This window comes from Kitasatospora nipponensis, assembly GCF_039528135.1.
Classification (GTDB): Bacteria; Actinomycetota; Actinomycetes; order Streptomycetales; family Streptomycetaceae; genus Kitasatospora; species Kitasatospora nipponensis.
The window spans coordinates 1-13365 of the sequence record NZ_BAAALF010000208.1 but is presented as its reverse complement, the minus strand read 5'-3'; the positions used below and the strand labels follow the sequence as shown (position 1 = coordinate 13365).

At 74.5% G+C, this 13365-nt stretch carries 17 protein-coding genes; 7 read left to right on the top strand and 10 right to left on the bottom strand.

Annotated features, from left to right (window positions below; all coding sequences use genetic code 11):
- Positions 1-330 precede the first annotated feature (330 nt).
- The 4 genes from ABD323_RS34780 to ABD323_RS34765 are packed head-to-tail and all read right to left on the bottom strand — an operon-like array spanning position 331 to position 2835.
- On the bottom strand, positions 331-1113 hold the full coding sequence (locus tag ABD323_RS34780) for a cytochrome c biogenesis CcdA family protein (protein ID WP_344446073.1): 783 nt from the start codon (positions 1111-1113) through the stop codon (positions 331-333).
- A 2-nt stretch (positions 1114-1115) separates the two neighbouring features.
- Positions 1116-1751 carry a TlpA family protein disulfide reductase gene (locus ABD323_RS34775; RefSeq protein WP_344446069.1) on the bottom strand — a complete coding sequence of 212 codons (636 nt, stop codon included), beginning with the start codon at positions 1749-1751 and terminating at the stop codon, positions 1116-1118.
- Between the two features lie 14 nt (positions 1752-1765).
- Positions 1766-2326 carry a hypothetical protein gene (locus ABD323_RS34770; RefSeq protein WP_344446068.1) on the bottom strand — a complete coding sequence of 187 codons (561 nt, stop codon included), beginning with the start codon at positions 2324-2326 and terminating at the stop codon, positions 1766-1768.
- 50 nt (positions 2327-2376) lie between these two features.
- The gene (locus ABD323_RS34765; RefSeq protein ID WP_344446067.1) at positions 2377-2835 is read right to left on the bottom strand and encodes a thioredoxin family protein; all 459 of its coding nucleotides are present in this window, start codon (positions 2833-2835) and stop codon (positions 2377-2379) included.
- A 20-nt stretch (positions 2836-2855) separates the two neighbouring features.
- Here ABD323_RS34765 and ABD323_RS34760 point away from each other — a divergent pair, with 20 nt between their 5' ends.
- Genes ABD323_RS34760 through ABD323_RS34745 form a run of 4 tightly spaced genes read left to right on the top strand, consistent with a single transcriptional unit; the run spans position 2856 to position 6237 of the window.
- Positions 2856-3866, top strand: coding sequence for a DNA polymerase Y family protein (locus ABD323_RS34760; RefSeq protein ID WP_344446066.1), 1011 nt, complete (start codon positions 2856-2858; stop codon positions 3864-3866).
- A 35-nt stretch (positions 3867-3901) separates the two neighbouring features.
- Positions 3902-4801, top strand: a complete 900-nt coding sequence (locus ABD323_RS34755) for a GNAT family N-acetyltransferase (RefSeq protein ID WP_344446065.1) — start codon at positions 3902-3904, stop codon at positions 4799-4801.
- A 37-nt stretch (positions 4802-4838) separates the two neighbouring features.
- Positions 4839-5480 carry an HAD family hydrolase gene (locus tag ABD323_RS34750; protein ID WP_344446064.1) on the top strand — a complete coding sequence of 214 codons (642 nt, stop codon included), beginning with the start codon at positions 4839-4841 and terminating at the stop codon, positions 5478-5480.
- A 25-nt stretch (positions 5481-5505) separates the two neighbouring features.
- A complete protein-coding gene (locus tag ABD323_RS34745) occupies positions 5506-6237 on the top strand; it encodes a hypothetical protein (RefSeq protein ID WP_344446063.1) in 732 nt (243 codons plus the stop codon).
- Between the two features lie 102 nt (positions 6238-6339).
- Here the strand turns inward: ABD323_RS34745 and ABD323_RS34740 are convergent, their stop codons facing one another.
- Positions 6340-6987, bottom strand: a complete 648-nt coding sequence (locus tag ABD323_RS34740; protein ID WP_344446062.1) for a peroxiredoxin-like family protein — start codon at positions 6985-6987, stop codon at positions 6340-6342.
- Positions 6988-7121: 134 nt separating this feature from the next.
- Here ABD323_RS34740 and ABD323_RS34735 point away from each other — a divergent pair, with 134 nt between their 5' ends.
- Positions 7122-7709 (top strand): TetR/AcrR family transcriptional regulator, encoded by a 588-nt coding sequence (locus ABD323_RS34735; protein WP_344446061.1) that lies wholly within the window; start codon positions 7122-7124, stop codon positions 7707-7709.
- 126 nt (positions 7710-7835) lie between these two features.
- Here the strand turns inward: ABD323_RS34735 and ABD323_RS34730 are convergent, their stop codons facing one another.
- On the bottom strand, positions 7836-8231 hold the full coding sequence (locus ABD323_RS34730) for a cupin domain-containing protein (RefSeq protein WP_344446060.1): 396 nt from the start codon (positions 8229-8231) through the stop codon (positions 7836-7838).
- A gap of 52 nt (positions 8232-8283) precedes the next feature.
- Between ABD323_RS34730 and ABD323_RS34725 the strand changes: the two genes are divergently transcribed.
- Positions 8284-9252, top strand: a complete 969-nt coding sequence (locus tag ABD323_RS34725) for a GlxA family transcriptional regulator (protein ID WP_344446059.1) — start codon at positions 8284-8286, stop codon at positions 9250-9252.
- A gap of 92 nt (positions 9253-9344) precedes the next feature.
- Positions 9345-10334 carry an aldo/keto reductase gene (locus ABD323_RS34720; protein ID WP_344446058.1) on the top strand — a complete coding sequence of 330 codons (990 nt, stop codon included), beginning with the start codon at positions 9345-9347 and terminating at the stop codon, positions 10332-10334.
- A gap of 38 nt (positions 10335-10372) precedes the next feature.
- Here ABD323_RS34720 and ABD323_RS34715 read toward each other — a convergent pair whose 3' ends face one another.
- From ABD323_RS34715 to ABD323_RS34700, 4 genes are all read right to left on the bottom strand, one after another.
- Positions 10373-11131, bottom strand: coding sequence for a winged helix-turn-helix domain-containing protein (locus tag ABD323_RS34715; protein WP_344446057.1), 759 nt, complete (start codon positions 11129-11131; stop codon positions 10373-10375).
- Positions 11132-11624: 493 nt separating this feature from the next.
- Positions 11625-12248: a GTP-binding protein gene (locus ABD323_RS34710; protein ID WP_425556263.1), complete on the bottom strand. Its 624-nt coding sequence runs from the start codon at positions 12246-12248 to the stop codon at positions 11625-11627.
- On the bottom strand, positions 12229-12729 hold the full coding sequence (locus ABD323_RS34705; RefSeq protein WP_425556262.1) for a DUF742 domain-containing protein: 501 nt from the start codon (positions 12727-12729) through the stop codon (positions 12229-12231). The genes ABD323_RS34710 and ABD323_RS34705 overlap by 20 nt, the downstream gene beginning before the upstream one ends.
- A complete protein-coding gene (locus ABD323_RS34700) occupies positions 12726-13133 on the bottom strand; it encodes a roadblock/LC7 domain-containing protein (RefSeq protein ID WP_344446056.1) in 408 nt (135 codons plus the stop codon). Before ABD323_RS34700 ends, ABD323_RS34705 begins: the two co-directional genes overlap by 4 nt.
- Positions 13134-13365: the final 232 nt, after the last annotated feature.

The following is a 13365-nucleotide window of genomic DNA, read 5'->3' as shown; positions in this document are numbered from 1 at the left end:
CCCGGTCGCCGGCCGGCGCAGCGGGGAGACCCACCGCTGTCACCTGCGACGTCGCGGTCGGTCCACCGGACGCCTCCCAGGCGACGGCCGTGCCCGCGCCCAGACAGGCCAGCAGCGCGACGGCGGCGGGCAACCGGCGCCGCCGGCGGTGGCTGCGACTGCGACTGCGACTGCGGCGCGATCGCGGCCGTCGACGGCCCGGGTCTGCGCTGTGGCGGGAACTCATGGCGGGAACCTCCCGGATCGGGTGTTGCGGTGCCCCGGCGAACGGGCCTGAGGGGGCGGCCGGTTCGCCGGGCTTTCCGTGGTGTCGGGTAAGCGGCCGGAGGTCTAGAGCCAGGGTGTCGCCCCCGCGGTCCACCCCTGGACCCCCTCCACGAGCCGCGTCCAGAGGCCGGTCATCAGCAGCAGGCCGACTGCGACCAGCAGGCCACCGCCGGTCCGCAGCACCGCCTGGTAGTGCCGCTTGACCCAGGAGAAGGCGCCGGCCGCCCTGCGGAACGCCAACGCCGCCAGCACGAACGGGATGCCGAGGCCCAGGCAGTAGACGGCCATCAACAGGGCCCCGCGCGCGGCGCTCGCCTCGTTCCAGGCCAGCGCCTGCACGGCGGCCAGGGTCGGGCCGATGCAGGGCGTCCAGCCGACCCCGAAGACGACTCCCAGCAGTGGGGCGCCCAGCAGGCCCAGTGCCGGCCGGCGGTGACTGCGCAGTTCGCGCTGGGTGAAGCCCGGCAGCAGGCCGGCGAAGGCCAGGCCCATCAGCACGGTGAACGCTCCGAGCACCACGCTGATGGTGGCCTGGTAGGCCAGCAGGGTGCGCCCGAAGTACCCGAACAGGGCGCCTCCGGAGACGAAGACCGCGGTGAAGCCCAGCACGAACAGCAGCGAGCCGGCGAGCATCCGGGTGCGGTGGCGGCCCGTCGCGTCCCCCAGGTCGGCGACCGAGAGGCTGGTGACGTAGCTGAGGTAGCCCGGCACCAGGGGCAGGACGCACGGTGAGAAGAACGAGACCAGCCCACCGAGCAGGGCGATCGGGACGGCGAGCAGCAGGCTGCCGTCCAGCGCCGCGGCGGAGCCGAGCGCCGGCGCCGCCGACGCGAGGGAGGCGACCACGCTCACGAGGCCTCCCCCGTCACGCTCCGTACGGCGGAGCAGAGTTGCTCCTCGGTGACCGGGCCGAGCACCCGGCCGGCGATCCGGCCCGCCCGGTCGAGCAGCAGGGTCGCGGGGATCGCCTGCGGATTGAGGGTGCCCGGCGGGAACCGCAGCACCATCGTGCCGCTCGGGTCGTGCAGGCTCGGGTAGTCGATGTGGTGCTCGCGGACGAAGGTCCGGGGCGCCGCCGGGTCGATGTCGCGGGTGTCGAGCCCGAGGAACCGTACGCCCTCTCCCCCGGTCGCCCGGAAGGCCTGCTCCAGACCGTCCGCCTCGGCCCGGCAGGGCCCGCACCAGGAACCCCAGACGTTGATCACCACCACGCTGCCGCGGTAGCCGGCGAGGTCGAGCGCGTGGCCGTCCAGGTCGGTACCGGACAGCGCGGGGGCGGCCCGACGCTCGGCGACGGGGATCAGGGTGACGCCCTGGCCGACCGCTCCCCCGGGGCCGGCGGCCGGGGCGGTGGACGAGACCGCGTCACGCAGGGCCGGCAGCGCCAACAGCAGGAGGAGGACGGCGGAGCCGGCGGCGACGAGCAGCAGCGTCGTACGGCGCCGGCGGCGCGCGGGCGGAAGGGAGCGGGGCGGGGCGGCCATGGAGGTTCTGCTCCTCAGGGGGAGGGGGTCGTGGGAGCGGGGCTGGGCGGTTCGGTGGGAAAGACGGCCCCCGTCGTCCCCACCCGCACCGCGACCGGGTGGCCGGTGACCGGGAAGAGGCACCCGGCCGTCACGCTGCAGGCCGCGTAGCCGACCAGCACCGTTGCCTCGCCCCGGCCGTTCGCGGTCGTGCGCACCGTGATCGAGACCGTCACGGGGCCGTCGGGGTAGACCGGGAGGGCGGACGCGTCACCGGGCAGGACGAGTGGGCGCACCGGCACGGAGACCCGCGGGGCGCCGACGGCTTCCAGCGCACCGGTGACCTGGACCGAGGTGGGCCGGCCCACTCCGTCGATCCCGTCCGGTGGCAGGTCCACGCTGTAGAGGTGGAAGCCGGCCTGCTCCGGGGTGAAGGTGGCCCGCAGCGTGCCCGAGCCGTCCTTCCAGTCGGCCACGCTCAGGGCGACCGTCACCCCGTTCTGCGAGAACCGGCTCGCCGGCGGCGGGGACGGCACGGGGGCGGCGCTGCCGCCGTACCACCCGGCCACGCCACCGGCGGCGAGCAGCACGGCCACGGCCGCCGTGACACTCGGGGCACGCCGGCTGCGGGCGAAGGCCCGGCTCCTCACTTCGCGTTCTGCGCGAGGAACGCGCTGAAGCCGCCGGCCGTGAGCTGGGGCAGGCCGCTCCGGTGTGTGTCCGCCCGGACCGATCCGTCCGGTGCCACCACGATCAGCACCGGCATCGTGTACGGACCCTTCGGGTCGTAGGTCTGCAGGATCCCGAAGTTCGTCGCGCTCTGGTCGCCGATGTCCACCTTGACCACGTGGAATCCCGCATCGAGGACCGGCTTCACCGTGGCGTTGGTGTAAAGCCCGTCGACCGCCTTGCAGTTGCCGCACCAGCTGGCCCCGAAGTCGAGCAGGACGTTCCGCCCGTCCGCCTTCGCCTGCTGGAACGCCGCCGCGAGGGCCGCCTTGGCGTCGGCCGACGCGTCGTAGCCGACCAGCGAGGCGGTGCCCACCGAGGTCGACCCGCCGGAACGGGCGGGCGCGCCGGCGGCGGCGCCGGGCGGCTGTGGCACGCCAGTCCGGGGAGCGCGGGATGACCACGACCGGCAGCCCGACGGCGATCCTGCACCTGCGCTTCCACCGCGCCGGCTTCGAGACCTACCGCGAACTGTTCACGGTGCTCGGCGACATCACCCCCGTCGTCCAGGCGCTGCCCCCGGACGGCGCGCTGCTGGACCTGTCCGGTGCCACCCGGTACTTCAAGCAGTCCCCGGCCCAGCTCGCCGACCGGCTGCAGACCCGGCTCGCCGCCCGGTACGGGCTGGTCAGCACGGGCGGGATCGGACCCAACCGCATGCTGGCCACGCTGGCCGCCGACGCCGCCACCCCCGGTACCGTCCGGGTGCTGCCCGGCGACCCGGCCGAGCGGGAGCGCTTCCTGCGGGGCCGTCCGGTGCGGGCGCTGCCCGGGGTCGGGCCCGCGCTGGAGCGCTCGCTGGTCCGGTACGGGATCGGGACGGTCGGCGACCTCGCCGACCTCCCGCCGGCCACCGTGCAGCGCATCGCCGGCACCTCCACCGGCCGCCTGCTGCACGAACGCGCCCACGGCACCGACCGGCGCACCGTCCGCCCGGCCGGGCCGCCCGCCACCATCACCAGCGCCCGGCGCTTCGAGCGCGACGTCCTCGACCCCGCCGAAGTGCGCCGTGCCCTGCTCGCGGCGGCGACCGACCTCGGGGCCCGGCTGCGGGTCGCCCGGCAGGTCGCCCGCACTGTCGAGCTCCAGGTCACCTACGCCGACCGCTCCACCACCACCCGCTCCCGCACCCTGCGCGAGCCCACCGCCCACACCCCCGCCCTCCAGGAGGCGCTGTACGGCCTGTTCGCCGCACTCGGCCTGCAACGCGCCCGCGTGCGGACCGTGACCGCCCGGGTCGGCGAGCTGACCGCCGCGGTCGGGACGGCCGAGCAGCTCACCTTCGACCGGGCCGTCGAGAACGCCCGCACCCTGGAACCGGTCCTCGACTCGGCCGGCCGGCGCTTCGGCCTGGGCACCGTTCGCCCGGCCACACTTCTGGCACGCAGGATGTTCACGAGATCCTGAAACCGGCGGGCCGGGTGGGTGGTTATCGTCACCGGGTGACGAAGATTGAGGTTCTCACCGACCGGGCCCGCTGGCAGCACGCGTGCGAACGCCGGCGGGTCGGCCACTACGCGGCCGCCGGCTACCCCGCCGCCGCGGTGGACCGCCTGCTCGACGAGGAGCGCGGGCGGATGGCCGACTGGACGGTGGCCGAGATCACCGCGGCCGGCGACTGCGTCGGCTTCGTGGCGGTGGCCGTCCGCGAGGACAACGGCGCCCCGACCGGCCTGGTCGGGGACCTGTGGGTGTCGCCCGAACACGCCGGAGCCGGGCACGAACGCGCGGCCCGCGACTGGGCGGAGGAGTTCTGCCGGGCGGCCGGCGCGGTGCGCATCGCCGTCCGGATCTTCGGCGGGACCGGGCCCTTCGCCGACTACGGGCTGCGCAGCCAGGGCAGGATCCGGACCCTGACCGAACCGGCCGTGGTCCCGGGCGTCACGGCCCGGCGGATGACCCCCGACGAGTACCCGCACTGGCTCGCGACCGAGCAGGAGGGCTACGTCGCCGGTCTGCTGCGGGCCGGTGGCCTGCGGGAGGTGGAGGCCCGGGCGAAGTCCGACGCGGACTACGGGCGCCTGCTGCCGGACGGGCTGAACACGGCGAACACCTCGATCCTGGTCCTGGAGCACGAGGGCCGACCGGTCGGCAGCGGCTGGCTGCGGCACGACCACCTGCCCGGCGTGACCTACGGCTACGGCGTGCGGATCGACCCCGGGGCGCGGGGCAGGGGGCTGGGTCGGGCGGCGATCGCGGCCGGCGAGGCGGCGACCCTGGCGGCGGGGGACGCCGCGCTCACCTTCACGGTCTGGGAGGGCAACACGGTGGCGATGAACCTGTACACCGCCGCCGGCTACCGGGTCGCCCACGAGTACCGCTCGAAGGACCTCGCGCACTGACTCCGGCCCGGCGGCACCGGTTGGATAGAGTGCCGACATGATCGAACTGGTGATCTTCGACTGCGACGGCGTGCTGATCGACAGCGAGCGGCTCGCCGTCAAGGTGGACGCGATCGTGCTCGACGCGCTGGGCTGGCCGATGGCGGAGCAGGAGATCGTCGACCGCTTCGTCGGCCGTTCGCACGCGGCGATGACCGCCGACATCGAGGCGCACCTCGGCCGGCCGCTCCCGGCGGGCTGGGAGGCCGAGTTCCAGCCGCTCTACGACGACGTCTTCGCCCGCGAGCTGGTCCCGGTCGAGGGCATCACCGAGGCGCTCGACGCGATCACCCTGCCGACCTGCGTCGCCTCCAGCAGCAGCCACCGGCGGCTGCGCGCCACGCTGGGACTGACCGGACTGCACGAGCGGTTCGCCGGCCGGATCTTCAGCGCCGAGGAGGTCGAGCACGGCAAGCCCGCCCCCGACCTCTTCCTGCACGCCGCCCGCACCCTGGGGGTCGACCCGGCGGCGTGCGTGGTGGTCGAGGACAGCCCCTTCGGGGTGGCCGCCGCCCGCGCCGCCAAGATGCGCGCGTTCGGCTACAGCGGCGGCCTGACCCGCCCGGAGCGGCTGGCCGGCCCGGACACCGTGGTCTTCGACGACATGCGCAAGCTGCCGGCCCTGCTCGCCGAACTCTGACGATCCCCAGGAAGGCCCTGCCACCGTGGACCACGTGATCGCCCCGTACGCGCTGAGCTGGCCGCAGGTCGATCCGGCCGCCCACCCGTTCGACCGCGACGAGGCCGAACTCGCCGCGACCACCGCGCTGATCGCCGCGCTGGTGCCGCCGGCGGGCAGCGAGCGGGCGCTGCGGCACGGGTTCCCGCAGGAGGTCAGCGCCCTGCTGGCCGGCCGCTACGGCTCCTGGGCCTGCGGCTGGAACTGGACGGTCGGCGAGGGCGACCTGGACGGCGGCGTGGTCACCGCGTGGTGCTGCGCCACGCACTCGGTCCTCGATCCCGCCTCGACCGCGCGGCGCGCCGTCGAGGCCCTGCTGGAGTGGCGCGACTGGCTGGAGGAGCTGGCCGCCCGGTTCGCCGAACTGGCCCCACCCGGCTCGCCCGGCGCGGACGAGGTCGTCGCCGAGGTGGAGCACCGGCGGCGGCTGGAGCGCGGTGCGGCCCGGCTGGTGACGGTGGTGGTGGAGCGCACCCAGGCCGAGAGCGGCTGGTACGGGCACTGCGAGCTGGTGCTGGAGTGGTTCCTGACCTTCGCCGGACTGACTCCGGAGCGGGCCGCGGCGGCCGTGCAGAACGTGATCGGCGGGCGGTTCGAGAGCTGGTCGCAGCCCGATCCGCAGTTGGTCGAGACGCTGGCGGCCGAGCTGGCAGCCGATCCTGCGGCGGCCGATCCGGCGGCGGCCGGGCCGGGCGCGCCCGGGGTCGACCCCACCTGAGGGCCTTCGCACCTCAGCCGCCGAGCGGGTGCCCGGTCCTCTGAAGGCCTCGCCACCCGCTCGATCACGACCGCGTACCCGCCCTGACCGCGGCCCCGCCCCTCACCCGAGCGCGTCCAGAGCGGCCAGGATGTCAGCGGGCTCGGCGCGCAGGGTGTAGTCGGTCTGGACGAAGGCCCAGCGGATGGTGCCGGTGCGGTCGATGACGAAGGTCGCGGGCAGCGGCAGCGTGCGGGAGTGGCCGGCGTTGACGCGCTTCAGGTCGAAGCCCAACTGGTCGTAGACGGTGCCCAGTTCATCGGAGAGGTCGAAGGCGATGCCGAACCGCGCCGCGACCTCGGAGCCGATGTCGCTGAGTACGTCGAAGGCCAGCTGCTCCTTCTCGGCCAGGGTCAGGGACTCGTCGGGGATCTGCGGCGAGACGGCCACCAGCCGGGCGCCACGGGCGGTGATCGCGTCGTGCTGCTCCTGGAGGGCGCGCAGCGCGAGGTTGCAGAAGGGGCACCAGGCGCCGCGGTAGAAGGTCAGCACGACAGGCCCGTCGGCCAGCAGCCCGTCCAGCGCGACGCACTGCCCGGTGGCCGCGGGCAGCGTGAACCGCGGAGCCGGGGAGCCCACGCCGAGCGCGCGCTCCGCGAGCCCGGAGGCGGCGAGCTCGCGCCCGTTGCGGTCCATGACCTCGATGGTCTCCGCCGGGATCCACTGACCCCGGTTCTCGTGCACGGCGCGCAGTTGGTCGTGAAGGCTCACAGGGGTCGCCCTTCCAAGGGGTGGTATCTGGGTCACCTGAACTTGAACCAGTCGTTCCAGGATGATGGTCCGTCATATCCGCCGTCAAGGGCTATGTTGGAACAACCATTTCAAGTACCCGGGAGCGGTCCGCCATGCCCGACATCAAGCACTTCGACCCGGAGGTGGCGCTGGAGCGCGCCGAACGGCTGTTCTGGCAACACGGCGCGGCCGAGGCGTCGATCCAGGACGTCGTCGCCGCGACCGGGCTGAACCGCTCCAGCCTCTACGCCACCTTCGGCGGCAAGCAGCAGCTCTACCACGCCGCGCTGCGCCGCTACCTGCGGCACCGCGCGCAGCCGGCCTTCCGCCAACTCGCGGACGACGGCCGGGGCCTGCCCGCCGTGCGGGACTTCTTCGGCGGGCTGATCGCGGCCCGATGCTCGGGCGAGCACGCGGGCTGGGGCTGCATGGTCGTCAACGCCCATCTGGGCACCGAACACAAGGATCCGGAGGTCCGGGCGCTGCTCGACGACCACCACCGCCAACTGCGCGACGCGCTGCAGACCGCCCTCCACGTCGCCCACGTCGACGGCCAGTTGTCCCCGCACCTGGCCGTCGACACCGCCGCCGAAACCCTGGCCCTGCTCGCCTACGGCGTCAACCTCCGCTCCCGCAACGGCGCCGACGCGGACAGCCTGCTGCGGACCGTCACCGACACCCTCACCCTGTTCGGGGCCTGACGCGCGACACCACCCCGGATCACGCCTCGCCCCGCCCCTCGACATCGTGGAGCTGCTGCCACCCGGCGCAGCCCCGTGGTCGCTCCTGGGGGCCGGCGGCCGGGCCGACCTGAGGGCCTTCGCACCTCAGCCGCCGAGCGGGTGCCCGGTCGTCGCGTCCACGTGTGCCGGGACCTCCTCGTGCCGGTCGCCGACGGTCGCCGTCCCGGTCGGCTCGAACAGCAGGATGGCGGCGCCGGACGGCGCGGACGGCCGATGCTCGACGCCCCGGGGCACGGTGAAGACCGACCCCCGGGGCAGTACGACCTCGCGTTCCCCCGCGGACTCGCGCAGGCCGATGCGCAGTTCGCCCTCCAGCACCAGGAAGAACTCGTCGGTGTGGTCGTGGGCGTGCCAGAGGTGCTCGCCCTGGACCTTCGCCACCCGCACGTCGTAGTCGTTGACGTGGGTGACGATCCGCGGGCTCCACAGGGCGTCGAAGGAGGCCAGGGCCGCGCCCAGCGCGAGGGGTTCGTTGCTCATGGGTCCATCGTGGCCCGTGGCGGGCGGGCGGCGTGAGTGCTAGGAATAGCTCATGCCGCAAGAATCCTCGCACCGCGTCGTGGTGATCGTGGACGAGAACTCGAACCCCTTCGAACTCGGCTGCGCCACCGAGGTGTTCGGGCTGCGCCGGCCCGAGATCGGCCGCGACCTGTACGACTTCACGCTCTGCGCGCCGGAGCCCGGCATCCGGATGCGGGACGGCTTCTTCACCCTCACCGGCGTCGCGGACCTGTCGGCGGCCGACACCGCGGACACCCTGATCGTCCCCAACCGGCCGGACACCGAGGTCCCGCGCCGCCCGGCGGTGCTGGCGGCCGTGCGGCGGGCGCACGCCCGCGGGGCCCGGCTGGTCGGCTTCTGCAGCGGCGCCTTCACGCTGGCCGAGGCCGGGGTCCTCGACGGGCGCCGGGCCACCGCGCACTGGCAGTGGGCGGACTCCTTCCGGGCCCGCTTCCCCACCGTGCGGCTGGAGCCGGACGTGCTCTTCGTGGACGACGGCGACATCCTCACCGCCGCCGGGAGCGCGGCGGCGCTCGACCTCGGGCTGCACCTGGTGCGGCGCGACCACGGTGCCGAGATCGCCGCCTCGGTGAGCCGGCGGCTGGTCTTCGCGGCACACCGGGACGGCGGGCAACGGCAGTTCGTGGAGCGCCCGCTGCCCGACCGGCCCGACGAGTCGCTCGCGCCGGTGCTGGCCTGGGCCACCGAGCAACTGGACGCCTCCCTCACCATCGGCGACCTCGCCGCGCGGGCGGCGGTCAGTCCGGCCACCCTGCACCGGCGCTTCCGGGCCCAGCTGGGCACCACCCCGCTCGCCTGGCTCACCGGCGAACGCCTCTGCCTGGCACGGCGGTTGATCGAGCAGGGGGAGTCCGGCTTCGACCTGGTCGCCCGGCGCAGCGGGCTCGGCACCGCGACCAACCTGCGCGCGCTGCTGCGGCGCGAGACGGGCCTGAGCCCCTCGGCCTACCGGCAGCGGTTCGGACCGGCGGCCGGCTGACCGCACCGGCTCCGGGTGCGACACCGCCGCCGGGCGCGTTCCGCCGGCGCCGGACGCCCCCGGCGCCGGGGCCGACCTGGCAGGATGCTGGCATGACCTACCTCGCGGCCGACTCCCGCTACGCCTCGATGACCTACCGCCGCGCCGGACGCAGCGGCGTGCAGCTGCCCGCCGTCTCGCTCGGCCTGTGGCACAACTTCGGCGACACCCAGCCGCTGGAGGTGCAGCGTGCCGTGCTGCGCCGCGCCTTCGACCGGGGCGTCACGCACTTCGACCTCGCCAACAACTACGGCCCGCCCTACGGCTCGGCCGAGAAGAACTTCGGCACGCTCTTCGCCCAGGACTTCCGCCCCTACCGCGACGAGCTGTTCATCGCCAGCAAGGCGGGCTACGACATGTGGCCGGGCCCCTACGGCGACGGCGGCAGCCGCAAGTACCTGCTGGCCAGCCTGGACCAGTCGCTGTCCCGGATGGGCCTGGACTACGTGGACGTCTTCTACTCGCACCGCCACGACCCGGACACGCCCCTGGAGGAGACCATGGGCGCGCTGGCCTCGGCCGTGCGCCAGGGCAAGGCGCTCTACGCGGCGATCTCCAACTACCCCGCCGAGCAGCACCGCGAGGCGGTGGCGATCCTGCGCGAGCTGGGCACGCCGGTGCTGCTCAACCAGGCCCGCTACTCGATCCTGGACCGCGCGGTCGAGGACGGCGTGCTGGACGCGGTGGGCGACACCCAGACCAGCCTGATCGCTTACTCCCCGCTGGCCCAGGGCCTGCTCACCGACCGGTACCTCAGCGGGGAGGTGCCGGTCGGCTCGCGGATGTCGGTGGGGCACTTCCTCAAGGAGGAGGCGCTCACCGGGGCCAAGTTGGAGCAGCTGCGGGCCCTGGACAAGCTCGCCGGGCAGCGCGGGCAGAGCCTGGCCCAGCTGGCGCTCAGCTGGGTGCTGCGCGACCCGCGGGTGGTGTCGGTGATCATCGGCGCCAGCAGCGTGGCCCAGCTCGACCAGAACCTCGACGCCCTGACGGCCGGGCCGCTGAGCGCCGAGGAGCTGGCCGAGATCGATCGGCTGACCGCCTGACCGGCCGCCGATCCCGTCCCACCTTGCGTGATGGTCCGTCAGGCTCGGCTGCTCGGCGCGTACTTGTAGCCTACCCGGCGGACCGTCACGATGCTGTCGCGGTGCACGGCGCCCAACTTGCGGCGCAGCCGGGCCACATGCACGTCCACGGTGCGGCCGTCGCCGACGTGGCCGTAGCCCCACACCGCGCTCACCAGGTAGTCGCGGCTGTGCACCCGCTGCGGGTGCTGGGTCAGGTGGGCGAGCAACTCGAACTCCAGGTACGTGAGATCGAGTTGCCGACCGTCGACGTAGGCGGTCCGCCGCTCCGGATCGACGCTGATCCCGCGGCCGGCTCCCCGGTGCGGGGCGGGGCGCTCGGAGCCGCCGGGCGCGGTGAACACCGGCGCGGGTGCGACCGGCTGCGCCGCGACGCCGGCGGCCTCGGCCGGGACCAGCACCAGGTAGCCGACCAGCGGCTGCGCGCCGTGCTGGGCCTCCAACTGGGCGCCGTACTGGGCGAGCAGGGCCTGCGGCAGGGCGGACTGCGGCAGCGCCGCCACCACGGTGGCCCCCTGCGGCAGCGCACCGAGCAGCCCCGGCGCGAGGGCCGGCTGCGCGTCGGGAGCCGGCACCGCCTGGAGCGGCGGCGACTGCACGGGGGCCGGCCCGATCGGCGGCAGGCTGGGCGGCAGCGGGGCGAAGGGGGCGGCGGCGTACCGGCGTTCGGCCGCGGCGGAGGTCGAGGAGACGGCTCGGACCGCCCGCAGGTGCGGGGTGGCGGCGGGCGGGTTCAGGGTGGCCGAGGAGGAGGACATGAGGCAGCTCTTTCGCACAGGACGAGTGGTGGATGTCGTCTGCGCGTCGACCGGACTCCGCTGCCTTGGCTGCTCCGCGGTCGGTGACCTGCGGCCAGGCCGGTGGGCCTGGTGTCAGCTCCGGGCGAGCCGGGACGCGCGAGGCGAACCCGGACAGGTCTGGTCGAAGAGATGCGGCTGCCGGGACGGCCAGAACGGCTCGAGGTCCTGATGACCCCGGCTGCTGTCCACGGTGGTGTGCATACCCTCATTGAAGCAGATCCGCGGGGTGCGGCGATGCGGCGACCGACGCGTCGACGGCGAACCGTTCGCGGTCATCGCGCTGCCTCCCCCGGTGGATCCGACCGGGCGCGGGTCTCGCGCCTCGGCGTGCTGCCCTGAGCGTTCCACGGCGACCGCCCCCGGTGCAAGCCCGTCCGGATGGCGGAACCCGTCGGTCCGCCACCTCCGACGCCGGGTCAGCGCCGGCGCCCGCCAACCGGTCGACGCCGGGTCAGCGCCGGTGCGCCGCCGCCGGCAGCCGGTCCGCCGCGTGCTGGACCAGCCGCACCAGCAGGTCCTTGCCGTCCTCGCGGCTGCGCGCGTCGCAGAGCAGCACCGGCACCCCCGGGTCGAGGTCCAGCGCGGCGCGCACGTCCTCGGGCGCGAAGACCTGGGTGCCCTCGAAGCAGTTGACCGCCACCACGAAGGGGATCCCGCGCTGCTCGAAGAAGTCCACCGAGGGGAAGCAGTCGGCCAGTCGGCGGGTGTCGGCCAGCACCACCGCGCCCAGCGCACCGCGGGTCAGCTCGTCCCAGAGGAACCAGAAGCGGTCCTGGCCGGGGGTGCCGAAGAGGTAGAGCGCGAGTCCGGGGCGCAGGTCGATCCGGCCGAAGTCCATCGCCACGGTGGTGGTGTGCTTGGCCTCCACACCGGCGGTGTCGTCCACCGGCCTTCCCAGCTCACTCAGTTGCTCCTCGGTGCGGAGCGGTCGGATCTCGCTCACCGCGCCGACCAGCGTGGTCTTGCCCACGCCGAAGCCACCGGCCACCAGGATCTTCAGCGCCACCGTCGGCACGCCGGCCAGTTCGGTGCGCCGGCCCATCGGTGACGGTGCGTCAGAGTGCACGGAGTCCATTGATCACATCCCGGAGCAGGCGTTCGTCGGGCAGTTCGGCGAGCGGCACCGGGCGGGTGACGTCGATCAGTTCGGCATCGTGCAGGTCACCGAGCAGCACCCGCACCACGCTCACCGGCAGGTCGGTGAAGGAGCCGAGTTCGGCGACCGAGAGCGGGCCGTCGACGCACAGGTCGAGGATCGCGTGGTGCTCGGGGTCCAGGGCGGGAGCGGGCAGCGCGGAGCCGCCGGCGGGGTCGTGCGCGGCCGGGTCACGGCGGGTGATCATCGAGATCAGGTCGAAGAAGCCGTCGTTGACCGGCCTGGCCCGCCCGCGCGTCATCGAGAAGAGGCGCACCATGGGGCCGGCCTCGTCGTCGAACCACTGCTCGGGCTCGGCCGGTTGCCCCGACGGCGCGCTCTGCGCCGCCACCGCGTCGTCCTCGGGCGCCGCGCCCTCGGCGTCACCCGCGCCCGCCGCCGGTTCCGGGGAGCCGGTCATCCGGCCGGGGTCCGCGGCTCGGCGGCCAGGTGCTCCCCGACCCGCTTGACCAGCAGTGCCATCTCGTAGGCGATCTGGCCGATGTCGGAGTCGGCGTCACTCAGCACCGCCAGGCAACTGCCGTCGCCCGCCGCGGTGATGAACAGGAACGCCTCGTCCAGCTCGACCATGGTCTGCCGCACACCGCCCACCTCGAAGTGGCGTCCCGCGCCCTTGGCCAGGCTGTGGAAGCCGGCCGCCACCGCGGCCAGGTGCTCGGCGTCCTCGCGGCCCAGGCCCTGCGAGGCGCCGGTGGCCAGGCCGTCGCTGGAGAGGATCACCGCGTGCCGCAGCGAGGCGACCCGCCCCACCAGGTCATCCAGAAGCCAGTTGAGGTCGCCGGACGGCTGGGTCATTGCGGTCATCGAGAGGGTCCTTCCGCTGGTGCGGGTGGTGCTGGGCGTGGAGCTGCCGGCAGGGCCGGTGGTACGGGAGACGGGGCCAGCGCACGGCGGCCGTCCGCGGCGGGTGTGGCCGGACCGGGTGTGGCCACGCCGGGCGCGGCCGGACCGGGAACCGGCGGGATGCGCGGCGGTCGCGCCACCGCCGCGGGTGACGGCACGCCCGGCGCGCCCGGACCGGCCGGCGGCGGGACGG

Bases quoted from the DNA above. Each gene is read 5' to 3' on its own strand.
- ABD323_RS34775 (WP_344446069.1), bottom strand. From the start codon at position 1,751: ATGGCCGCCCCGCCCCGCTCCCTTCCGCCCGCGCGCCGCCGGCGCCGT.
- ABD323_RS34760 (WP_344446066.1), top strand. From the start codon at position 2,856: ATGACCACGACCGGCAGCCCGACGGCGATCCTGCACCTGCGCTTCCAC.
- ABD323_RS34750 (WP_344446064.1), top strand. From the start codon at position 4,839: ATGATCGAACTGGTGATCTTCGACTGCGACGGCGTGCTGATCGACAGC.
- ABD323_RS34735 (WP_344446061.1), top strand. From the start codon at position 7,122: ATGCCCGACATCAAGCACTTCGACCCGGAGGTGGCGCTGGAGCGCGCC.
- ABD323_RS34730 (WP_344446060.1), bottom strand. From the start codon at position 8,231: ATGAGCAACGAACCCCTCGCGCTGGGCGCGGCCCTGGCCTCCTTCGAC.
- ABD323_RS34725 (WP_344446059.1), top strand. From the start codon at position 8,284: ATGCCGCAAGAATCCTCGCACCGCGTCGTGGTGATCGTGGACGAGAAC.
- ABD323_RS34720 (WP_344446058.1), top strand. From the start codon at position 9,345: ATGACCTACCTCGCGGCCGACTCCCGCTACGCCTCGATGACCTACCGC.
- ABD323_RS34715 (WP_344446057.1), bottom strand. From the start codon at position 11,131: ATGTCCTCCTCCTCGGCCACCCTGAACCCGCCCGCCGCCACCCCGCAC.
- ABD323_RS34710 (WP_425556263.1), bottom strand. From the start codon at position 12,248: ATGGACTCCGTGCACTCTGACGCACCGTCACCGATGGGCCGGCGCACC.
- ABD323_RS34705 (WP_425556262.1), bottom strand. From the start codon at position 12,729: ATGACCGGCTCCCCGGAACCGGCGGCGGGCGCGGGTGACGCCGAGGGC.
- ABD323_RS34700 (WP_344446056.1), bottom strand. From the start codon at position 13,133: ATGACCGCAATGACCCAGCCGTCCGGCGACCTCAACTGGCTTCTGGAT.